Raw genomic sequence first — 21,015 nt, forward strand, 5'->3', positions numbered from 1 at the left:
TAATACAAAATGCCGTACACCCCGGTCAGTGACGCGCCGAGGCCCCCGGCCGTCGCGAACTGGCGTCACTCCGCTTATCAATTGACCCGAATTTCAGATAAGCGCCGGTAATTGAGCGGTCACGGCACACGGAAGACGGCGCGGACGATGTGGAGTCCGCGCCGTCTTCGGCCGTGTCCGTCACCGGGCCCCGGGCCCGGACCGGGGCGGGATCAATCCGGCCGCCGGGTTCCCTCCCCGCTCATGTGCAGGGCACTGAGAAATGCAGCGATCAACTCCCGGTCCCTGTCCTGCGTGAGGTCTCCGCGGGCGGCGGCGGGCGGCAGCCACCGCAGCCGGTCCACCTCCTTGTTCGCCACGAAAACGCCGGCAAGGGCCTCGGCCGCCCAGTAACGGACCTCTTTGGGGCGGCCGTCGACCAGGTAGCGGGCGGTCGGCAGTTCGGGGCCGAGGTCGCACGTCATGCCGGTCTCCTCCAGCACCTCGCGCAGCGCCCCGGTCCGGGCGTCCTCGCCGCGCTTCAGCTTGCCCTTGGGGTGCGACCAGTCGTCGTACTTGGGGCGGTGCACGAGGGCGATCTCCAGGCCCTCACCGGACGCGGCACGGCGCCACAGCACGCATCCCGCCGCCCGGACGAGCGATCCTTCAGCCATGCGATCCGCCCCCCTTGGCCCACGTCAGCCACACCCGGCCGAAGGCGAAGCGGGCCGCCTCCACCTCGTGGCGCTGATCGGCGTGCAGGACGCCCAGGGCGTAGGCGGTGGCGGGGGCGATCCGGGGGGTGCGCGCGGCGGCGGCCGCGGCGGCGGCGGCCTCCGCGGCGTCGCGGTGGCGCTCCAGGGCGCGGCCGGCGTCGGTCAGGCGGAGGTCGGCGTGCCCCGGTGCGATCACTTCCTGGGCGTAGCGGCTCAGCCGGACCAGCATCCGCACCTGGTGCCAGGGCGCGTCCTGGCGGTGGTCGGCGGCCAGCGCATCGGCGTTGTACGGGTGGCCGGCGCGGGAGAGCGGGAGGGCGGTGACGGCCTCCGCGAGGCGCCGGTGGGCCTGCTCGGCGAGCTGGGGCAGCGCCTCGGCCGCCGGTGCGTCGGCGGCGGCGCGGTGCAACGGGGCCTCGGAGGCGAGCACCGCAACGGAGTCGGCGACGGCGTGGAAGCGGGAGGAGCCCAGCGCCTGGAGCGCGGCGGAGTGCGCGCGGGTGCGGGCGAGGGTGAGCTGCCGGTCGAGCAGCGCCCCGGCCCGCGCGGCCCCGGCCGACAGGGCGCTCTCGGCGTCCGGGTCGGGGGAAGGGGCGTTGACGGCGGGGGTCGTGAGGCGTTGCAGGGCGGCCATGAGGCGGTCGCGGCGGGCCCCGCAGGCGTGTTCGCGGGCCAGGGAACCGGCCAACCAGCCGAGTTCGGCGCGGAGTTGGTCGGCCCAGTTCTCGTCCGTCAGCGGCTGGAAGGTGAAGAGGGTGGCGCTGATCCGGCGGGCGGAGCTGCGCAGCAGCCCGGCGGCCTCGCCCGCGCCCTGGGCGTCCGAACCGCTCTCGCGGTGCAGCCGCAGGCTGCGCAGGAAGTCGGCGGACTGGCGGTGGAGGTATCCGGCGAGCACCTCGCCGGCCGTACGGGCGTCGGCTCCCAGGCCCTCGGACCCCTCCGGCTCCCCCGAACCGCTCCCGGCCGAGCCCCCCATGTCCCCCAACTCCCCCGCGTTCCCGGCCCGGTACGGGCCGTACAGCTCTCCCTCCGGCCCGTCCACCACCGCGGCACGGGCGCCGGGTGCCCCGCCGGGCTCGTATCCGATACCGATAAGACCCGCCGGCCCTCCGGTCGGCTGGTCATGTCGCTGGGCCACGCCGGCGCCTCCGGGCGTCAATGAGCATTTCCTGTACGTTGCGCAGCGGCGCGCCGTCCGCGTCCACCGCATGCCGGGTCCAGTCGCCGTCCGGGCCCAGGTGCCAGGAGGACGTGGTGTCCGAAACGCCGGTCTCCAGCATCCGGTTGAGGGACGCGCGGTGCGCCGGGTCGGTGACCCGCACCAGCGCCTCGATCCGCCGGTCCAGATTCCGGTGCATCATGTCCGCGCTGCCCAGCCAGACCTCGGGCTCGCCGCCGTTGCCGAAGGCGAACACCCGCGAGTGCTCCAGGAAGCGGCCGAGGATGCTGCGGACGCGGATGTTCTCGCTCAGGCCGGGCACTCCCGGGCGCAGCGCGCAGATGCCGCGCACCCAGATGTCGACCGCCACGCCTGCCTGGGAGGCGCGGTAGAGGGCGTCGATGACGGCCTCGTCGACCATGGAGTTGACCTTGATGCGGACGTAGGCGGGCCGGCCCGCCCGCTGGTGCGCGATCTCCTTGGTGATGCGCTGGACCAGCCCGTCCCTGAGGGACTTGGGGGCGACCAGCAGTCGGCGGTAGGTCTCGCGGCGCGAGTAGCCCGAGAGCCGGTTGAAGAGGTCGGAAAGGTCGGCTCCGACCTGCGGGTCGGCGGTCAGCAGCCCCAGGTCCTCGTACAGCCGGGCCGTCTTGGGGTGGTAGTTGCCGGTCCCCACATGGGAGTAGCGCCGCAGCATCTCGCCTTCCTGACGGACGACGAGCGACAGCTTGCAGTGCGTCTTGAGGCCGACGAGGCCGTAGACGACGTGGCAGCCGGACTCCTCCAGCTTGCGCGCCCACTTGATGTTGGCCTGCTCGTCGAAGCGCGCCTTGATCTCGACGAGGACGAGGACCTGTTTGCCGGATTCCGCGGCGTCTATCAGGGCGTCGACGATCGGGGAGTCCTCGCCGGAGGTGCGGTAGAGGGTCTGCTTGATGGCGAGGACGTCGGGGTCGGCGGCGGCCTGCTCCAGGAAGGCCTGTACGGAGGTGGAGAAGGAGTCGTACGGGTGGTGGAGCAGGACGTCGCGGGCGCGGAGGGCGGCGAAGATGTCGGGGGCGGTCGCCGACTCCACCTCCGCGAGGTCACGGTGGGTGCCGGCCACGAACTTCGGGTACTTGAGCTCGGGGCGGTCCAGGGCCCCGATGCCGAAGAGGCCGGTCAGGTCGAGCGGGCCGGGCAGCGGATAGACCTCGGCGTCCGAGACCTTCAGCTCCTGTACGAGGAGATCGAGCACGCCCGGGTCCATGGACTCCTCGACCTCGAGGCGGACCGGCGGCCCGAAGCGGCGCCGCATCAGCTCCTTCTCCAGGGCCTGGAGGAGGTTCTCGGCGTCGTCCTCCTCGACCTCGAGGTCTTCGTTGCGGGTGACCCGGAACATGTGGTGCGCCCGCACCTCCATGCCCGGGAACAGCTCCTCCAGGTGGGCGGCGATGACGTCCTCGATGGGGACGTAGCGCTGCGGGGAGGCCTCCAGGAACCGGGAGAGCAGCGGCGGCACCTTGACCCGCGCGAAGTGGTCGTGGCCGCTGACGGGGTTGCGTACGACGACGGCCAGGTTCAGCGACAGTCCCGAGATGTACGGGAAGGGGTGCGCCGGGTCCACCGCCAGTGGAGTGAGCACCGGGAAGATCTGCTGGCGGAAGAGGGTGAACAGCCGGGCCTGCTCCTTCTCGGCCAGCTCGGGCCAGCGGATGAGATGGATGCCGTGGTCGGCCAGCTCGGGGGCGATGTCCTGCTGGAAGCAGGCGGCGTGCCGGGCCATGAGCTCGCGCGAGCGCGTCCAGATCAGGTCGAGCACGTCGCGGGGCTGGAGGCCGGATGCCGAGCGGGTGGCCACTCCGGTGGCTATCCGCCGCTTGAGGCCGGCCACCCGGACCATGAAGAACTCGTCCAGGTTGCTGGCGAAGATCGCCAGGAAGTTCGCCCGTTCGAGCAGCGGGGTCGCCGGGTCCTCGGCCAGCTCCAGGACCCTCTCGTTGAACGCCAGCCAGCTGCGCTCGCGGTCCAGGAAGCGGCCGCTGGGCAGCTCCTCGCCGTCGGCGCCGGGCACACCCGTCTCCTCGTACGAGTCGAGGTCGGCGTCCATCTCGGGCTCCAGCTCGGGGAGCGTGCTGCGGACCGCGTTGGGGCGGTGCGCGGCGATGGAGCCCACCGACGGCTGGACCGCGGGCCCGGCGGCCTCGGGCGGGGCCGGTGACGGCTTCGGCGACTGCGACTCGGGCTGGACCTGGCCCTGAGCGCGCGACTGCTGGTTCATGCCTTCATTCTTCCGCGCTCCGGGGATTCCAGGCGCGTCGGACAGCGGCGGCGCCACTCGGAGCCTCGGTTTCGGTGCGTTCGGCACAGCGGGCTGCATTCAGCGATGCTCGCAAGCGACATTGAATCGCCGGTAACGCGGATATGGCGGACAGGCAAGCGGGGCGCTACCCCCAGGGGTCCGGGCCAGGGCGTGGCGCCCGCCCGGGACCGCGGGGAGCGGTCCGCCGCCGCCCCTCGTGCGGATGTCCGTGATAAGGCCCGGGTAAACCTGCATTACGCATGAGAAACACCCTCATCCTTATTTAAGAAAGACCTCACGGAAAATGGCCGCACCCACTCGATTTCCTGGCGTAGCGTTTTCTCTGTCGCCGCCGGGAGGGACATCCGGCGGCGGCGAGAAATACCGGCCATTTCCTTGAGAAGTCTCGAACGACGGAGAAAACCATGAGCTTCCGTGAGATCATTCCCGCCATTCCGGCCCACCGCGGCGAGCCCGCCCACCGGGGCATTCCCGCCGAGCACTGCGGCCGGGTCACCACCTCCCACCGCCCGGGCAAGGTCGTCGTCGTCAAGCGCGCCGCCCGCCGGGTGATCGGCGGCTGACGCCCGCACCCTCCGGAGGCGGGTCCCGGTGTGGGGCCGGGACCCGCCTCCGGGCCCCATACGGACACACGGGCGGACGGACGCACGGGCACGACGCACGGAGCGCGGAAGAGGAGCGGCGGCGGATGTCCCCGTACGACGAGCAGGCGACCCTACGACTGCGGGCCCCGGCGCCCGCACCGCATCCCCCGGTAACGGAATTCACCGGGAGAGAGGAAAAGGAAAAGGGGAGCCGGGACGGCGGAGGTACGGCCGACGGAATGCGGGTGCGGCCGGTAAATACCACCGCCCGGCTGGCTTTCCGTAGCTTCTGGCCACTCGTAAAAGGCGACCGACGGTGGCTGGCGCTGATCTGCGGCTGCGTCGTGATCGCCGCCCTCGCGGAGACCGCCGCGATTCTCCTCTTCGGCGAATTGACCGACCACGCCCTGCAAAAGGGGTCGCTCGACGCGTTCTGGGCGCCGGCCGCCCAGTGGCTGGGGGTGGCGGCCTTCGCGGCCGTCGTCGGATACGTCGGCAACTCCACGGCCGTATGGGTGGCGGAGCGGTTCGTGATGCGGCTGCGGGCCCGGATCTTCGCCCACGTCCAGGACCTGCCGCCGCACTTCTTCCAGCGGCACCGGCAGGGCGATCTCGTCGAACGCCTCACCGGAGACGTCGAGGCCATCGAGCAGCTGGTGGTCTCCGGGGTGGTCCGCACCGTATCGGCGCTGTTCAGCACGGTCTTCTTCTTCACCGCCGCGCTCATTCTGCGCTGGGACCTGGCGCTGGCGACGTTCGTGCTCGCGCCGCTGTTCTGGCTGGCCGCCCGGCAGTTCGCCAGCCGTATCAGGACCGCGGCCCGGCAGGAACGGGTCGCCGACGGGGCCATCACCTCGGTCGTCGAGGAGTCGCTGGGCACCATCGTGCTGACCCAGGCGTACAACCGGCGGCGGGCCGAGGAGAAGCGGCTGGACACCGAGGCCCGCGCCTGGATGCGCGCGTCGGTGCGCGGGGCCCGGCTCAGCGAGATGTACACCCAACTCGTCGAGGTCATCGAGACGGTGTGCGTACTCGCCGTCATCGGTCTCGGCGCCTGGGAGATCTCCCAGGACCGGATGACCCTCGGGCAGCTGCTCGCCTTCGCCGCCTTCCTCGGCTACCTCTACCCGCCGATCCGGGCGCTGGGCCAGCTCGGGCTGACCGTCACCGCCGCCACCGCCGGCGCCGAGCGGCTGCTGGAGATCCTCGCCGCCCGGCCCGCCGTCTCCGACCCTCCGGTACCCCGGCCGCCCCGGCAGGTCCGCGGCGTCCTCGACGTCGACCACGTCTGGTTCCGCTACCCCGGGCCGGACGCCGCGGACACCGCATCGGCCGCCGCCCCGTACGCCCTCCGCGACGTGTCCTTCACCGCCCGCCCGGGAGAACTGATCCTGATCACCGGCCCCAGCGGAGCCGGCAAGTCGACGATCGCCAGGCTCCTGCCCCGCTTCTACGACCCGGCCGCCGGCCACATCCGGCTCGACGGCACCCGCCTCGACGCCCTCCCCCTGGAAAACCTCCGCGAACACATCACCCTGCTCCCGCAGAAGACGCTCGTCCTGCACGGCACCATCCGGGAGAACATCGCCTGCGGCCGCCCCGGCGCCACCGACGACGAGGTCGTCCGGGCGGCGCGGGACGCCGCCGCCCACGCGTTCATCAGCGCGCTCCCCGACGGCTACGCCACCCATATCGCCCCGGGCACCGCCCAGTTGTCCGGCGGCCAGCTCCAGCGCATCGCCCTCGCCCGCGCCGTTCTGCGCAACGCGCCGGTGCTCGTCCTGGACGAACCGACCGCCGGCCTCGACGCGCTCTCCGCCCGCCAAGTGATCGCGCCGCTGCGTCGGCTGATGTCCGGCCGTACGACCCTCCTGATCACCCACGACCTGCGGCTGGCCCCGGACGCCGACCGAATCCTCGTCCTCGACCACGGCCGGCTGGTGGAGTCCGGCCGCCACGAGGAACTGCTGGGCCGCTCCGGCACCTACGCCCGCCTCCACGGCCACACGGCCCGGCCGGCGGCCGGGTCATGAGCGTACTCATCCGAGTTCAAGCAGACGGGGATCGCCACCCGCTGGGGCTACCCCCGCGCCAACGACTTCAGCCGCGCCTATCGCTCCGCCTACGGCACCACACCCACCGACCACCGGCACCAGGCCCTCCAGCGCCACGCGTGAACGCATTGCCAACACAGCTGTGCACTCAGCGCTCACGACTTCCCCGCCGCCTTCCGGCAACCTGGAGGAACCTTCGCCGATGCGCAACGGGAGAGCGCATCGGCGAAGCCCTGGAACGTGACCACTTGCGCGAACGCCGGAAGCCGTTAGGGAGGCATCGGCGGAGGCTGTCCGCCTGCCGTCTCACCTCGCATTGACTCCGCCGGTGGGAATCGCACATGACTCGCAGAGGAAGAACCGGCTTACATGAAACGCAACTGGCGGATGATCCTGCTGTCGGGGCTGGCCGCCACCGTGCTGCTCGGTCTCACCGGACAGGCGACGGCGGCCCCGCATCCACAGGACGGCTCCACGCTTCCGGTGACAGCCGTGAAGAAGGCGAACCGAACGTAGACATTCCTTCACGGCGCCGCTCAGCGGAGCAGCGGGGTGCCGGAAAGGTCGGCTGCGGCCGCCGACCCCCTGCGTACGCTGACCGTCCGGTCCGTACCGACGACTTCGAGGCGATCTACGCCTACCAGCGGCTGCCCGAGGTCTGCCGCTACCCCTGCTGGACCAGCGCCGAACACCGCCAGGGCGGCATCGGCTATGTCGTCCACCCCGATCACAGCGGCCACGGCTACGCCACCGAGGCGAGCCGAGCCCTGCTGAAGCTGGGCTTCGAAGATCTTCAACTACACCGCATCCAGGCCGAGTTGGACGGCCGGAACAACGCGTCGGCCCGCCTGCTGGAGCGTCTGGGGATGCGCCGCGAGAGCCATCTGCGGGAGAACGGGTCCCTCGGCGGGGAAGGGAGCGACGAGGTCATCTACGCGATGCCGGCGCGGGAGTGGCAGGCGCAGCGGCCGGCCGCCTGAGCGACCGGGCGGCGCGGGAGTTCATACAAGCTCCGTCGCCCCGGCGCTCGTCTTCCCCGCCGCCTGACCCGCAGCGCACCGGACAACGGCCCCGCGATCGCCGAAGCGAACGCGCGGGGCCGTCGCCATAGGGCCGGGTCCCTCAGGTCTCCGACCGGTACATCAGATCCGTCTCGTGCGTGACGAAGCCCAGCCGCTCGTACACGCTCACCGCCGCGACATTGTCCGCGTCGACGTACAGCATCGCGGTCGGCAGTCCCTGCGCCGCCAGATGCCGCAGCCCGATCGCGGTCAGCGCCTTGCCCAGCCCGCCGCCCTGCGCGCCCGGCCGCACCCCCAGCACATAGACCTCGCCGAGGCCCTCCTCGGCATGCACCTTGGTCCAGTGGAAGCCGACCAGCCGTCCGTCCCGCTCGGCGAGGAAGAAGCCCTTCGGATCGAACCACGGCTCGGCCTTGCGGTCGTCCAGGTCCCGCTGGGTCAGCGAGCCCTGCTCGGGGTGGTGCGCGAAGGCCGCCGCGTTCACCTCCAGCCAGGCCGCGTCGTCGTTGCCCGGCTGGAAGGTCCGTACGGAGACGCCCTCGGCGAGCTCCGGCTCCGGCAGCGTCAGATCGCCCAGCGAGCGCCGCATCTGCCGCAGCTCCCGGAACATGGTCAGGCCGAGGGTCTGGGCGAGGTGCCGGGCGGCCGGATGCCCGCCGTGCGCCCACACCCGCAGCCGGCGGCCGGACTGCACCAGCAGTTCGGTACCCAGCGCCCGGCCGTGCCCGCGGCCGCGGTAGGCGGGGTGCACGACCAACTCGGCGGCCGGCGCCTCCACCGGGTCGGTGTCCTCCAGCTGCCCGTACCCGACCAGCTTCTCCTCGTCGTCCACCAGCGTATGCACGAGCACATGCCGCACCCCCGCGCGCCGCCCGCCGCGCAGCTGCAGCCGTCCCTGCTCGGACACGGCCGGCTGCCCGTCCGTCCGCGAGGCCCGCTCGATCAGTTCCAGCACGGCCGCGGCCGCATCCGGCGCCAGCTCCTCGACCACCTGAATCCTGCGGCCGGACCGGCCCATCTCCTGTGCAGCGTCAGTCATGCCTGAAGCGTACGGCTCTCCCGCTCGGGGGCCGGGCGGTCGGGCGCGAGAAAACGCACCGGGGTGACCTCCCGGACGTGTCCGACGACGTCGAACCACTCCGCGAGCGACCCGCCGGAGAGGCGGAAGGCGGCGTTGTCCGCCGGGTCGAAGGCGGGCCCGATGACGCGCGTCCGGGCCGTGGGCGAGCCGAGCCAGTCCCGTACCGCGTCCGGTCCCTCGGTGCGCAGGTCCAGGAGGTACGCGGCCGGCCCGGCGCTGCCCAGCACCGCGTCGGCGAAGTCGGGCGGCGGGGCGGGGACGGGGTAGGGGGCGCGCCCGTGGTGAAAGGTCAGCGCGACGGATACCAGAGCGGGCCCGAAGTGCTCCCGCAGATGGCCGCCCACATTGCGGTGGGCCACGGGCGGGTTCGTGGGGTAGGTCGTCCGCGCACCGCCGACGGCGGTGTGCGCGAGGCCGCCCCAGTAGACGGTCCTGTCCCCGGTGCGCCGGTGCCACCGGATCACCTCGTCCGCCATGCCCCGTTCCATGGCGGGGCGGTCCTGCGGCGAGTGGGAGGGCGCCGGCACGAAACGCACCGGGTCCTGCGGGTGCGCGCGGTTGTACGCGCGGATCCAGCGCACGGCCTCGGCGGTTTCCTCCAGCCGCCAGAACGACCGGGCCCCGGCCAGCAGCGCCCGGGGATCGCCCTCCCCCGTCCTGATGTACGTGCCGAGCCCGAGCCGTTCCGCGTCATCGCCCTCCAGGGCCACCGAGCGGAACCCCAGGCGCTCGACCAGCAGCCGGAGGAGCCGGTGCGAGAGCGCGGCCAGTTCATGGGCCTGGCGTGTCGCGGACCCGATGGCCACGACGCGGGCCTCGCCCACGGCGTCGCGCAGGGGCAGCAGATCGGTCAGCGGGGCCGCCGGGTCGAGGGTGGTGAGCGGGTGTGCGTGCCGCCCGATCCAGCGCGGGATCTCCTGGCTCACTGTCGTCTTCATGGCGTCAGCCTCGGCCCTCAACTTTGCTTGAGGTCAAGGGATTCGCTCACTCGTCACCTTTCCCCCCTGTTGCGCTACGCGCGTCGACCTTAAGCTGCCGACCGCTCAGACCATCCAGGAGGGGAACCCATGCCATCCACACCTCAACGGCGCCGACCGAGCAGCAGACTGACGGTCGGACTGTCAGCCGGGGCCGCCGTACTGGCCGCCGCCATCGGGGTCACCGCGACGGCATTGCCGGCCGGCGCCCAGAGCGCGCACCCGCGGCCCGGCCGCACGGTCGACGTACAGCTCCTCTCCTTCAACGACTTCCACGGCAACCTCGAACCGCCGCAGGGCTCCTCCGGCGCCGTCGAGGAGCTCCAGCCCGACGGCACCAAGAAGAGCGTCCCGGCCGGCGGCGTCGAGTACCTGGCGCAGTCCCTCCGCACGGCCCGTAAGGGACACCCGTACTCCATCACCGCCGCGGCCGGCGACATGGTCGGTGCCAGCCCGCTGCTGTCCGGCCTCTTCCACGACGAGCCGACCATCGAGGCCATGAACAAGCTGGGCCTGGACGTCACCTCGGTCGGCAACCATGAATTCGACGAGGGCCGGGCCGAGTTGACGCGGCTGCAGAAGGGCGGCTGCCACCCGAAGGACGGCTGCTACGAGGACGGCAAGAAGTTCGCCGGGGCCGACTTCCCCTACCTCGCCGCGAACGTCACCGACGACCGGACCGGCAAGCCGCTGCTCAAGCCGTACACCGTCTGGCAGCACAAGGGCGTCAAGATCGGCTTCATCGGCGTGACGCTGGAAGGCACCCCGGACGTCGTCACCGCTGACGGCGTCAAGGGCCTGAAGTTCCACGACGAGGTCGAGACGATCAACAAGTACGCCAAGGTGCTCAACCGGCAGGGCGTCAAGGCGATCGTCGCCCTCATCCACGAAGGCGGCCTGACCGCCTCCACCTCGTACAACTACGACTGCGACAGCCCCGGGCCGGGCGACGGTATCTCCGGCCCGATCACGGACATCGCCAAGCAGGTGACCCCGAAGGTCGACGCCCTGGTGACCGGCCACACCCACCAGGCCTACGCCTGCACCATCCCGGACCCGTCCGGCATGCCCCGTACGGTCACCTCCGCGGCCTCCTTCGGCAAGCTCTACACGGACACGACCCTCACCTACGACCGCCGCACCCATGACATCGTGCGCACCAAGGTCAAGGCACCGGGCGCGGCCAACCACGTCGTGAACCGCAACCAGCCCAAGGCCGCGGACATGACGTCCCTGCTCGCCCGCTGGAACAAGCTCGCCGCGCCGGTCGCGAACCGTCCGGTCGGCCATGTCGCCGCCGACATCGCGGGCCGCGGCTCCGGCACCCTCGAATCGCCCCTGGGCGACGTGATCTCCGACGCCCAACTGGAGGCCGCCCAGGCCGCCGACAAGGGCGGCGCCCAGCTCGCCCTGATGAACCCCGGCGGTATCCGCTCCGACCTCGCCTACAAGGCCTCCGGCCCGGAGGGCGACGGCGTCGTCACCTACGGCGAAGCCTTCACCGTCCAGCCCTTCACCAACATGACGAACGTCATCGACCTCACCGGCGCCCAGCTTCTGACCGGCCTTCAGCAGCAGGTCAGCGGCCCGAACCAGGCCTCTCCCAAGATCCTCCAGGTCTCCAAGGGCCTGACCTACACCCTGGACCTGACCAAGACCGGCGCCGACCGCATCGTCAAGGACTCGGTCAAGCTCAACGGCGCGCCCCTCGACCCGGCCAAGACCTACCGCGTCGCGATGAACGAGTTCCTGGCCGGCGGCGGCGACGGCTTCCCCGTCTTCAAGGACGGCAAGAACAAGTACGTCGGCCCCTCCGACCTGGACGCCTTCACCGCCTATCTCACCGCCCACTCCTCGGCGTCCGCCCCGCTGGACCCGCCGAAGGCGGACCGGATCACCGTGGTGAAGTAGCCCGCAGGGCCGCCCCAGCCACCCGACCGCCCCTTGTCCGGCCCGCACGGGCCGCGCAAGGGGCGCCGGTATGTCGGGGGGTCAGCCGCCGTACGGGTTGCCCTGCTGCGGCGGGGCCTGCTGGTAGCCGGGCTGCTGCGGGTAACCGGGCTGCTGCGGCTGGCCGGGGGCGGGTGCGGCCGGGTAGCCGTACTGGCCGGGCTGCTGCTGGGGGTGGGCCGGCGGGTAGCCGTACTGGTTCTGCTGCGGGGCCGGCTGCTGCGGCGCCTGCTGATAGCCGGGCTGCGGCTGGCCGGGGGCGGGTGCGCCCTGCGGATAGCCCGGCTGCGGGGCCTGCTGCTGGTAGCCGTGCTGCGGCTGCGGCGGTACCCCCTGCGGGTGCTGCTGCGGGTGCTGCTGCGGGACGCCCTGCGGCGCGTACCCCTGCTGCTGGACCGGCGGCATACCGGGCTGCTGCCCCGCGAACCCCTGCTGCGGGGCGCCGCCCAGCATGCCCAGCAGCTGCTCCAGCTCGCCCCGCCAGAGTCGGTGGACGTTCATCCGGGTCGGCACCGACTCGCCCGGCAGCGCCAGCTTGACCGAGCTCCACAGCGGGTTGAAAGTGACGTCCGAGAACGCCTGCTGGGCCTGCTCACGCGGAATCGCGTAGCTGATCTCCTGCGGCCGCTGGCTGAAGCGGTGCACCCGGTGCAGCACGACCGCCTGGTCCGTCAGCGTGACGAAGTAGTACTTCACCAGCAGCTGCCCGATCAGCCCGAGCACGCCCGTCGTCAGCCACGGAGTGGGGCCGGTGATCGTCATGAACGTCACCAACGCCCGGTCGCCGGGCGCCTGCTGGGCTATCGCCGCGCTGACCTGTTCCTTCATCGTGCCCTTGCGCATCGCCATTGCGGCTGTTCCTCAATTCCCGTGACAGTGGACCGCCCAGCGTAGCCACCCGGCCTGTGGGCCCTTGGTGACGCCGGGCGCCGGATCCCCCGCCCCCTGCCCGGGAACCCGGCGCCTACTCCCCCCACCGGGTCCGGTCCGCTGCGAACCACCGCTCCGCCAGCGCCTCCAGCGTCGGCCGCGGCGGGGCGGGCAGCTCCCGCAGGTACCAGGGAAAGTTGCTGTGGACGTGCAGCAGGGCGTGGGCGAGGAGAGTACGCGGGTCGAAGGCCGCGCCGTAGGCGCGCAGCACGCGCCCCAGGAGGCGGGGGTCACCGCGGGAGACGAAGAGGCCGACGGCGACGAAGTCGTAGGCGCGGTCGCCGATCATGGCGGGTTCGAAGTCGACGAGGCCGGTCAGCCGCCAGTCGTCATGGGCGTCGATCAGCAGGTGCTGCCGCATGAACTCCGTGTGCAGGAGCACCCCGGCGGCCTTCCCGTCCATGTCGGGCCGTGCGGCGGGCGGGCGTACGGAGTCGAGGAAGTCGGGGATCCGCTCCAGCCAGGGGTCGGGCAGGCCGCGGGCGCGCTGTCGGCTGACGGCCGTGGCGCGCTGCGCGTCGAGGAACGCGGACCAGTCACCAGGACCCAGGACATCGGCGAGCGGCGCCGGGTCCAGGGCGTGCAGCGCGGCGAGCGTCTCGCCGACCTCGGTCGCGATCCGGTCCCGGTCGGCGCGGGGGACGCGGGGCCAGGCCACGGCCAGATCGTCGCCGCGCAGCCGCGACATCAGGAGGTAGCGCCGGCCGTTGCCGTACTCCCCGGCGTCGTGGACGTACGGGGTGGGGACGGGCAGCCGCCCCTGGAGATGGGCCAGGACCCGGGCCTCGGCCACGCCCTCGGCGGCGCTCGCGGCCGGGAAGAGCTTGAGGACGTACCGCTCGCCCACGGCGTAGACCGGCAGGGAGCCGGCCGGAAAGCGGTGCAGGGTGGCCTCCCGGAGGCCGAGCCGGGCGCAGAGGGCGGCGGCATCCGCCCGTTCCTCAAGGACGGCCGCGTTCCCCTCGTCGTCCCCGTCGTCCCCGTCGTCCGTGTCCGCGCGCACCAGCATGCGCGGACCGTAGAGCGGCGGAGACCGCGCCGGCAAAGGGTTTTCGGGCGGCCGCGGGGCGCGTCCCGGTGACCGCCGACCGTGTCGCGGCGGTCACCGGGCGCGCCCCCTACGGGCCCCCCGGACGGCTCCCTACGGCTCCCGGATCGCTCCCTTAGCGTTCCCTGGCCGGTCAGGAGAAGTCGGCGGCGTGGTCCCGCGCCCACTGGGCGAACGAACGGGCGGGACGGCCGGTGACCCGCTCGACCGCGTCCGAGACGGGATACGGCGGCTGACCGACCGACTGGCCGTAGAGCCTGACGAGTTCCCGCGCGGCCTCCTTGGAGAGGTGCCCTCCGACGATCGCCTCGACGGCCTCGTCCTCGGAGATCTGCTCGACGCGGAGGTCGCGCCCGATCGCCCGCCCGATCTCGGCGACCTGCTCCGCCACGGTCTTCGACTCCGGGCCGGTGACGACATGGGCCTGGCCGAGGTGGGCGCCGGTGCGGTCCAGCAGGGCGACGGCGGCGACATCCGCGAGATCGGCCTCATGGACGGGCACGCCCTGCGCGCCCGGATGCGCATCGCGCACCACGCCGGACTCCCGGATCGCCGGGGCCCAGGCGAGGGCGTTGGTGGCGTAGTTGCCGCCGCGCACGAAGGTCCACTCCAGGCCGGAGTCGCGCACCGCGCGCTCCAGGGCGGCGTGCGTCCGGGAGACGAAGTTGGACTCGTCGGCGGGCGTATCCGTCACCGCCATGGAGGAGTTGAGGACGACGCGCCGTACGCCGGCCTTCACCGCGGCGGCCAGCAGCGCGGCGGCGGCGGTCTCGCCGCCCGCGGCGAGATTGAGGAACAGGCCGTCGGCGCCGGCCAGCAGAGGTTCGAGGGCGGCGGCATCGGTGAGGTCCGCGCGGACCGTCTCTGCCTCGGCCGGCAGGCCGGCGCGCGCGGGGTCGCGGGTCAGCGCGCGGACGGCCACGCCGTCCTCGAGAAGCCGGCCGACAAGGCTGCGGCCGATATTGCCGGTCGCTCCGGTCACAACGATCATGGAATACACCTTTGCGAGAGATGTCTGCATGTGGCGGTCGTCACGAGAACGCCTTTGCCGGGCCGCTTGTTCCGGCGGCGCCTTCCCTCGTCCGAAGGGCGGGTGCGGAGGGGCGGGAAGCGCCGGGCAGGCCAGGGCGGAGTCGGGGAAAGCCGCGAAGAGGCAGGCAAGGCGGGTGACGCTCGCTCAGGTCATCAAGACATCTGACGCCGGTTCAGCGCGCACCACGGACGCGACAAATTTTCGCCAAGCCGACCGAGCATCTTTCGCGTACGTCACATACTGCCGGTAGGAGTTGCACTCAAGGGTCCCGCTCATGGTGGGATGTGCGGATGCGAACCCCCATACGCATATCTTCACCCTCACCGTCGTCCGCCGCTCAGCCGCCCGCGCATTCCCCGGCGCCGGGCGCTCCGGACGACACCCGCGGCGACACCCGGAAGCTGGAAAAGGTCAATCCTTACGCGGATCTGGCCGCCCTCGCCGACCCCGAACCGGAACCGGAGCCCGAGCCGGAGCCCGAGTCGGAATACCGGCTCGCCCGCCGCACGTACCTCAACGAGCGCGACGACAGCGACGATCCGCTGGGCCTGGGACTGCGGTCGGACGAGGACGAAGAGGAGTGGACGCCGCCGAACCACCGCCGGACGAAGCGGGGGGTCAGCCGCTTCGCCGCCGTCCCGCTCACCGCGAAACTGCTCGTGGCCGTCCTGGTCTGTACGGCATTCCTCGCCCTCTTCGACCGGTTCGCCGTGCTCTACGCGCAGAACAAGACCGAGGAAAAGCTCAAGGATTCGCTGCATCTGACGGCCAATCCCGAAGTCGAGATCCAGGGCTTCCCCTTCCTCACCCAGGTCCTGGACAAGCGCCTCGACCGCGTGGACGTCACCATTCCCGACCTGGCCGCCGACCGGGTCTCGCTGGCGAAGTTCTCGGCGACCGCGAACGACATCCGTATCGACGGCGATCTGCCCACCTCCATCAAGGGCGCCACGATCGGCAACATGAACGGCAGCGTGCTGCTCGCCTTCGACGACATGAATCGCGAACTGGGCGCCTCCCAGGTGAAATTCAGCGAAATGGGCCCCAATGCGGTCCGCGCCGTCGGCCGGCTGCCGATCGCCGGTCACCAATTGCGCGTACGGGCCGAGGCGCACATTCAGCGGGCCGGCGACCGCGGAATCTCCACCAACATCAGCCGCATGCGTCTCGACATCGGCGATGTCGCCGTCTACCGCCCCGGCACCGGCAAGGAAGAAGGCCTCCGGCTGACCCGCAAGGCGGCCGCCCAGCTCAGCCGGGAGGCCGCCAAGGTGAAGGCGATGCTGAGCATTCCGGCGATCGCCCAGCGCATCGGCATTCCCCAGCAGTACATCGACGACGCGCTGCGCAGCGAGGAAAAGCTGCATGAGCTGACCGGTTCGCCGCGCTTCATCGAGAAGCTGATGAAGGTCAATCTGGTGGACGTGGTGACCGATCACCCCTGGCTGCTGGAGAAGGTCGGCATCGACCCGAAGATCCTCGGCGCGCTGACCGGCCTGACCAAGCCCCAGCTCGCCGACCAGCTGTCGCTGTCCTTCCGGCTGCCGAAGACGCCCGGCGACATCCGGCTCCTCGACATCTCCGTCGAGCGGGACGGCATCCGGGCCGAGATGGCCGGGCGGAACCTGCCGTTCGGGGATGCCGCGAAGAAGTAGCCGGAGCGGCGGCCGGAGGAGAGCGGGCGGCGGGGCTACGGCCCCTGCGGCGGCTCCGGCATCTCCGGTGGCGGCGTCGACGCGCCCGGCAGGGTCAGCACCGCCTCCGTCCCGCCGAGGTCCGCGGACCGCAGCCGTACGGCGCCGCCCGCCTGTTCCGCCGTACGGGCCACGATCGACAGGCCCAGCCCGCTGCCGGGCAGACTGCGGGCGGACGGCGAGCGCCAGAACCGCTCGAAGACATGCGGCAGCTCGTCCTGCGGAATACCGGGGCCGTGGTCCCGGACGGCCAGCTCGCCGCCCGTCAGCCGGACCTCGACGGAGCCGCCGGTCGGGCTGAACTTCACGGCGTTGTCGAGGAGGTTGACCACCGCGCGCTCCAGCCCGGCGGGCTCGGCGCGGACGTACCAGGGGTCGAGGTCCGCGGTGATGGTCAGGGACGGGCCGCGCAGCCGCGCGCGGGCCAGCGCGGAGTCGACGATGTCGTGCAGGGCGACGACCTCGACGGCGGCCTGCCCGCGTGCCGGCCGGGACAGCTCCTGGAGGTCGCCGATCAGCGCCGCCAGCTCCCCCATCTGCGCCTTCACCGACTCCAGCAGCGCCGCCTTGTCCGCGGCCGGGATCGGCCGGCCGGACTGCTCGCTGCGCACCAGCAGGTCGATATTGGTACGGAGCGAGGTCAGCGGCGTACGCAGCTCGTGACCCGCGTCGGCGATCAGCTGCTGCTGGAGGTCGCGGGAGGCGGCCAGCGCGGAGGTCATGGAGTTGAAGGAGCGGGAGAGACGGGCGATCTCGTCCTCGCCCTCCACCGGGATCCGCACGGCGAGGTCTTCGGTGCGGGCGACGTGTTCGACGGCGTCGGTGAGCCGGTCGACGGGTTTGAGACCGGCCCGGGCGACCGCGAGCCCGGCGGTCGCGGCGCCGAGCACCCCGGCTCCGGCGACGAACAGCAGCACCAGGGCGAGCTGGTTGAGGGGCCGGGTGACCTGGTCCAGGGGGGCGGCGACGGAAACGGCCAGCTGGTTGCCCGAGGAGGGGTCGACGGCCGCCCGGTCGTAGACCCGCATCTCGGCGCCGCTCCGGTCCTTCGTGGTGCGCAGGTCACTGGCCAGCTGCCGCTGGGCCACCTGCAGATCCGCTTGCTGCACCGGGATCTTGGACTTGCCCGGGAAGGTGCAGACCTCGCCGCTCGCCCAGATCAGACGGATGGTGTACGGAGTGGCCTGGGAGCTCAGACCGGGCTGGGGCCGGCCGGTGCAGGCCGCGTACAGGTCCGCTACGGATTTGTCGTCCAGCTTGACCGAGCTCAGCGTCTCGTCCAGCTGATGGGTGAGCCGGTCGCGGGTGATCAGCCAGCACGCCGCGGCCGACACGGCGACCGCCACCGCCACCGCCAGCCCCACCAGCATCGCCAACCGGGAGCGCAGCGGCAGCCTGCCGTACCAGCGCGTCATTCCGCGCCGCCCTCCGACCGCAGGACATAGCCCACCCCGCGCACCGTGTGCACCATCCGCGGCTCGCCGCCCGCCTCCGTCTTGCGGCGCAGATACATCACATACACATCGAGGGAGTTGGAGGTGGGCTCGAAGTCGAAGCCCCAGACGGCCTTGAGGATCTGCTCGCGGGTCAGGACCTGCCGCGGGTGCGCCAGGAACATCTCCAGCAGCGTGAATTCGGTACGGGTCAGCTCGACCGGCCGGCCGCCGCGGGTCACCTCGCGGGTCGTCAGGTCCATCCGCAGATCGGCGAACGACAGCGTCTCGCCGTCCTCGGGCGGTGCGCCGGCCGCCGCCGCGTACGAGCTGCGGCGCAGCAGTGCGCGGATCCGGGCCAGCAGCTCATCCAGCTCGAACGGCTTGACCAGGTAGTCGTCGGCACCGGCGTCCAGCCCGGTGACCCGGTCGCCGACCGTGTCCCGTGCGGTCAGCATCAGGATCGGTACGGTCACCCCGCTCGCCCGCAGCCGCCGGGCGGCGGTCAGCCCGTCCATCCGGGGCATCAGGACGTCCAGCACGATCAGCTCGGGGTCGTACGACGCGACCTTCTCGACCGCGTCCAGACCGTCGACCGCCTGCTCCGTCCCATAGCCTTCAAAGGCGAGCGAGCGTTGCAGCGCCTCGCGGACGGCCGGCTCGTCGTCGACGATCAGGATGCGGGCGGGCTGATCACCGTGCTCGGCGGGGCTCATGTGCGTGGTTACCTCGGGTGGATGGGGGTACCTCCCCTGCCCTTACGGCACGGGGGAGGAACGAACGGCCGGTCCTCAGCCTTGCACGGCGGCGGACCGGGGTGGGGGTATCCCCGCGCCCTGAAGGGCGTGGGCGTCAGACCCGGCCGTTGCTGCCCCCGCTCCCGCCGTTCCGCAGCGAGTCGAGGTCCGCCTTGACGGTGTTGATCGGGATGGCGAAGCCGAGGCCGACGCTGCCCGCGGTGCTGCTCGATGCCGAACTCGGCGAGTACATCGCGGAGTTGATGCCGACGATCTGGCCCTGCATATTGATCAGCGCGCCGCCGGAGTTGCCCGGGTTGAGCGAGGCGTCGGTCTGGATGGCCTTGTAGGAGGTCTTCGAGGACCCGGTGTCGCCGTTGTACTGGTTGCCGCCGAACTCGAACGGCCAGCCGCCGCCGTCGCCCGGGTTTCGCTGCTGCCCCTGCTCCTCGTCCTTGGGAACGGTGACGTCCCGGTTCAGGGCGGAGACGATGCCGCTGGTCACGGACCCGGTGAGGCCCTCGGGCGAGCCGATCGCCACCACTCCGTCGCCGACCGCGATCTTGTCGGAGTCGCCGAGGGTGGCGCGCGTCAGCCCCTTGGCGCCGCGGATCTTGATCAGCGCCAGGTCCTTGTCGGGGTCGGTCCCGACGACCCGGGCGGTCTTCCTGCTGCCGTCGCTGAAGGTGACATCGACCGTGCGCGCCCCGGCCACCACATGGTTGTTGGTGACGATCTCGCCGCCACTGGTGATCACCACGCCGGATCCGGTGGACTCCCCGCTCGCTGTCCGGGCCTTGATCTCCACTATCGCCGGGCTGACCGCCCTGGCCACCCCCGATACGCCGCTGCCGCTGCTCTTGCCCGCGTTGACGAGCGGCGTGCCGACGTTGTCCTGCTGCGCGTGCCCGGTGGCGCCGGCCAGCAGCGCCGCGCTGCCTCCGCCGATGAGACCGGAGGCGAGCGCCACCGCCGCGATCAGCGCGACCGGCCCCCGTACCTTGCGCCGCGGCTCGCGGGGCGCGGGACCCGGCATGCCCGGTGTGTACGCGGGCTGCGGCGGAATCGCCTGCCCGTGGTCGTCGCCGTATGCGTACGGCCGGTCCTGTGGCATCTCATCGCCGCTTCGGCGGTAGCTGTCGGTCATGGCATCGACTGTGCTGTGCGTCCATGAGAACGGTCTGAGAACGCCCTGAGAGACCCGACAGAAGTGGGTATGCCCGGTATAAGGACGGCCCCCCGGCACGACCCCGGAACGGCCGCGTTTCCGCTGCGGCCGTCAGCCCCCGCAGCCGCACGAGCGCCGTACCACCAGCCGCGACGGGAACTGCCGCAGCCGCTCCCGGCGCGATCCGACCACCCGCAGCCCGTCGTCCAGGACGAGGTCCACCGCGGCCCGCGCCATCGCCTGGCGGTCCGAGGCCACGGTCGTCAGCGGCGGATCCGTCAGCCCCGCTTCCTTCACATCGTCGAAGCCCGCGACGGCCAGCTCGCCCGGCACATCGATCCGCAGCTCACGGGCGGCCCGCAGCACCCCGATCGCCTGGTCGTCGGTGGCGCACATGATGGCCGGCGGCCGGTCCGGGCCCGCCAGCAGCGTCAGCGCGGCCTGGTAGGCGTCGTAGCGGTTGTACGGCGCCTGGAAATAGCGCCCCTCCGGCGTCTTGCCGGACTCCAGCATGGCCCGCCGCCAGCCCTCGACGTGGTCGGTGACCGGGTCGCCGGACTTCGGGGTCTCCTCCGTACCGCCGAGGAAGGCGACGTACGGATGGCCGTGTTCGAGCAGATGCCGGGTCGCCAGCTGGGCGCCCCAGACGTCGTCCGTCATCACGGCGACGTCGTCTATGGCGTCCGGCCGCCGGTGCAGCAGCACCACGCGCGCGTCCCACGCATCGATCTCGGCGGCGGCATGCTCACTGGGCCCCTGGCTGATCAGGATCAGCCCGGACACCCGCATCCCGAGAAAGGCGCGCAGGTAGTGCACCTCGCGCTCATCGAGATAGTTGGCGTTCCCGACCAGCACCATCTTCCCGCGCTCGGCGGCGGCCTGCTCCACGGCGTGTGCCATCTCCGCGAAGAACGGCTGCCGGGTGTCCGGCACGATCAGGCCTATGAGGTCGGTGCGGCGGGACGCCATCGCCTGCGCGACCCGGTCCGGCCGGTAGCCGAGCTCCTTGATCGCGGCGAGTACCCGCTCGCGCGTGGCCGGGGCGACCGGCCTTGGTCCGTTGTTGATGACGTAACTGACGACGGCGGTGGAGGTACCCGCCAGCCTTGCCACATCATCCCGCGTCACCTTGGCCACGCGCGGCAGTC

At 71.8% G+C, this 21,015-nt stretch carries 19 protein-coding genes and 1 pseudogene; 7 read left to right on the forward strand and 13 right to left on the reverse strand.

Annotation, left to right across the window (positions count from 1 at the left end):
- Positions 1-212: 212 nt before the first annotated feature.
- From ACIGWZ_RS14530 to ACIGWZ_RS14540, 3 genes are read right to left on the reverse strand one after another with little or no spacing between them, the layout of a single operon-like run.
- Complete coding sequence (locus ACIGWZ_RS14530) at positions 213-653, reverse strand: NUDIX hydrolase (RefSeq protein WP_400064268.1); 441 nt, start codon at positions 651-653, stop codon at positions 213-215.
- The gene (locus ACIGWZ_RS14535; RefSeq protein ID WP_400064269.1) at positions 646-1,854 is read right to left on the reverse strand and encodes a CHAD domain-containing protein; all 1,209 of its coding nucleotides are present in this window, start codon (positions 1,852-1,854) and stop codon (positions 646-648) included. Before ACIGWZ_RS14535 ends, ACIGWZ_RS14530 begins: the two co-directional genes overlap by 8 nt.
- On the reverse strand, positions 1,817-4,114 hold the full coding sequence (locus ACIGWZ_RS14540) for an RNA degradosome polyphosphate kinase (protein ID WP_400064271.1): 2,298 nt from the start codon (positions 4,112-4,114) through the stop codon (positions 1,817-1,819). The genes ACIGWZ_RS14535 and ACIGWZ_RS14540 overlap by 38 nt, the downstream gene beginning before the upstream one ends.
- A gap of 446 nt (positions 4,115-4,560) precedes the next feature.
- Between ACIGWZ_RS14540 and ACIGWZ_RS14545 the strand changes: the two genes are divergently transcribed.
- From ACIGWZ_RS14545 to ACIGWZ_RS14560, 4 genes and pseudogenes are all read left to right on the forward strand, one after another.
- On the forward strand, positions 4,561-4,719 hold the full coding sequence (locus ACIGWZ_RS14545; protein WP_400064273.1) for a hypothetical protein: 159 nt from the start codon (positions 4,561-4,563) through the stop codon (positions 4,717-4,719).
- A gap of 260 nt (positions 4,720-4,979) precedes the next feature.
- Positions 4,980-6,773 carry an ABC transporter ATP-binding protein gene (locus ACIGWZ_RS14550; protein WP_400064463.1) on the forward strand — a complete coding sequence of 598 codons (1,794 nt, stop codon included), beginning with the start codon at positions 4,980-4,982 and terminating at the stop codon, positions 6,771-6,773.
- A gap of 30 nt (positions 6,774-6,803) precedes the next feature.
- A pseudogene (locus ACIGWZ_RS14555) lies at positions 6,804-6,917 on the forward strand (AraC family transcriptional regulator); the annotation flags it as partial.
- Between the two features lie 246 nt (positions 6,918-7,163).
- Positions 7,164-7,310 carry a hypothetical protein gene (locus ACIGWZ_RS14560; RefSeq protein WP_400064483.1) on the forward strand — a complete coding sequence of 49 codons (147 nt, stop codon included), beginning with the start codon at positions 7,164-7,166 and terminating at the stop codon, positions 7,308-7,310.
- A gap of 20 nt (positions 7,311-7,330) precedes the next feature.
- Here ACIGWZ_RS14560 and ACIGWZ_RS14565 read toward each other — a convergent pair whose 3' ends face one another.
- Positions 7,331-7,591, reverse strand: coding sequence for a hypothetical protein (locus tag ACIGWZ_RS14565; protein WP_400064485.1), 261 nt, complete (start codon positions 7,589-7,591; stop codon positions 7,331-7,333).
- On the opposite strand from ACIGWZ_RS14565, the gene ACIGWZ_RS14570 reads away from it, so the two are divergent.
- Positions 7,499-7,774 (forward strand): GNAT family N-acetyltransferase, encoded by a 276-nt coding sequence (locus ACIGWZ_RS14570; protein WP_400064465.1) that lies wholly within the window; start codon positions 7,499-7,501, stop codon positions 7,772-7,774. The two genes, ACIGWZ_RS14565 and ACIGWZ_RS14570, sit on opposite strands and share 93 nt — an antisense overlap.
- A gap of 142 nt (positions 7,775-7,916) precedes the next feature.
- Here the strand turns inward: ACIGWZ_RS14570 and mshD are convergent, their stop codons facing one another.
- The gene (gene mshD, locus ACIGWZ_RS14575) at positions 7,917-8,834 is read right to left on the reverse strand and encodes a mycothiol synthase (protein WP_400064467.1); all 918 of its coding nucleotides are present in this window, start codon (positions 8,832-8,834) and stop codon (positions 7,917-7,919) included.
- Positions 8,835-8,851: 17 nt separating this feature from the next.
- Complete coding sequence (locus ACIGWZ_RS14580) at positions 8,852-9,835, reverse strand: erythromycin esterase family protein (RefSeq protein ID WP_400064275.1); 984 nt, start codon at positions 9,833-9,835, stop codon at positions 8,852-8,854.
- 129 nt (positions 9,836-9,964) lie between these two features.
- Here ACIGWZ_RS14580 and ACIGWZ_RS14585 point away from each other — a divergent pair, with 129 nt between their 5' ends.
- Positions 9,965-11,785 (forward strand): bifunctional metallophosphatase/5'-nucleotidase, encoded by a 1,821-nt coding sequence (locus tag ACIGWZ_RS14585; RefSeq protein ID WP_400064276.1) that lies wholly within the window; start codon positions 9,965-9,967, stop codon positions 11,783-11,785.
- An 81-nt stretch (positions 11,786-11,866) separates the two neighbouring features.
- Here the strand turns inward: ACIGWZ_RS14585 and ACIGWZ_RS14590 are convergent, their stop codons facing one another.
- The 3 genes from ACIGWZ_RS14590 to ACIGWZ_RS14600 all read right to left on the reverse strand — a co-directional run bounded on the left by ACIGWZ_RS14590 (position 11,867) and on the right by ACIGWZ_RS14600 (position 14,793).
- A complete protein-coding gene (locus ACIGWZ_RS14590) occupies positions 11,867-12,673 on the reverse strand; it encodes a hypothetical protein (protein WP_400064277.1) in 807 nt (268 codons plus the stop codon).
- Positions 12,674-12,788: 115 nt separating this feature from the next.
- A complete protein-coding gene (locus tag ACIGWZ_RS14595; protein ID WP_400064279.1) occupies positions 12,789-13,763 on the reverse strand; it encodes an aminoglycoside phosphotransferase family protein in 975 nt (324 codons plus the stop codon).
- Positions 13,764-13,935: 172 nt separating this feature from the next.
- On the reverse strand, positions 13,936-14,793 hold the full coding sequence (locus tag ACIGWZ_RS14600; RefSeq protein ID WP_400064281.1) for an SDR family oxidoreductase: 858 nt from the start codon (positions 14,791-14,793) through the stop codon (positions 13,936-13,938).
- A 332-nt stretch (positions 14,794-15,125) separates the two neighbouring features.
- Between ACIGWZ_RS14600 and ACIGWZ_RS14605 the strand changes: the two genes are divergently transcribed.
- The gene (locus ACIGWZ_RS14605) at positions 15,126-16,490 is read left to right on the forward strand and encodes a DUF2993 domain-containing protein (protein ID WP_400064283.1); all 1,365 of its coding nucleotides are present in this window, start codon (positions 15,126-15,128) and stop codon (positions 16,488-16,490) included.
- Positions 16,491-16,525: 35 nt separating this feature from the next.
- Here ACIGWZ_RS14605 and ACIGWZ_RS14610 read toward each other — a convergent pair whose 3' ends face one another.
- The 4 genes from ACIGWZ_RS14610 to ACIGWZ_RS14625 form a co-directional block, all read right to left on the reverse strand.
- Positions 16,526-17,944, reverse strand: a complete 1,419-nt coding sequence (locus ACIGWZ_RS14610; protein ID WP_400064285.1) for a sensor histidine kinase — start codon at positions 17,942-17,944, stop codon at positions 16,526-16,528.
- Positions 17,941-18,678 (reverse strand): response regulator transcription factor, encoded by a 738-nt coding sequence (locus ACIGWZ_RS14615; protein ID WP_400064287.1) that lies wholly within the window; start codon positions 18,676-18,678, stop codon positions 17,941-17,943. The genes ACIGWZ_RS14610 and ACIGWZ_RS14615 overlap by 4 nt, the downstream gene beginning before the upstream one ends.
- A 136-nt stretch (positions 18,679-18,814) precedes the next feature.
- The gene (locus ACIGWZ_RS14620; RefSeq protein ID WP_400064288.1) at positions 18,815-19,846 is read right to left on the reverse strand and encodes a S1C family serine protease; all 1,032 of its coding nucleotides are present in this window, start codon (positions 19,844-19,846) and stop codon (positions 18,815-18,817) included.
- A gap of 132 nt (positions 19,847-19,978) precedes the next feature.
- Positions 19,979-21,004 (reverse strand): LacI family DNA-binding transcriptional regulator, encoded by a 1,026-nt coding sequence (locus tag ACIGWZ_RS14625; protein ID WP_400064289.1) that lies wholly within the window; start codon positions 21,002-21,004, stop codon positions 19,979-19,981.
- Between the last annotated feature and the right edge of the window lie 11 nt (positions 21,005-21,015).

Origin of the sequence: Streptomyces sp. NPDC053427, from assembly GCF_044544985.1 — a bacterium.
Lineage (GTDB): Bacteria > Actinomycetota > Actinomycetes > Streptomycetales > Streptomycetaceae > Streptomyces.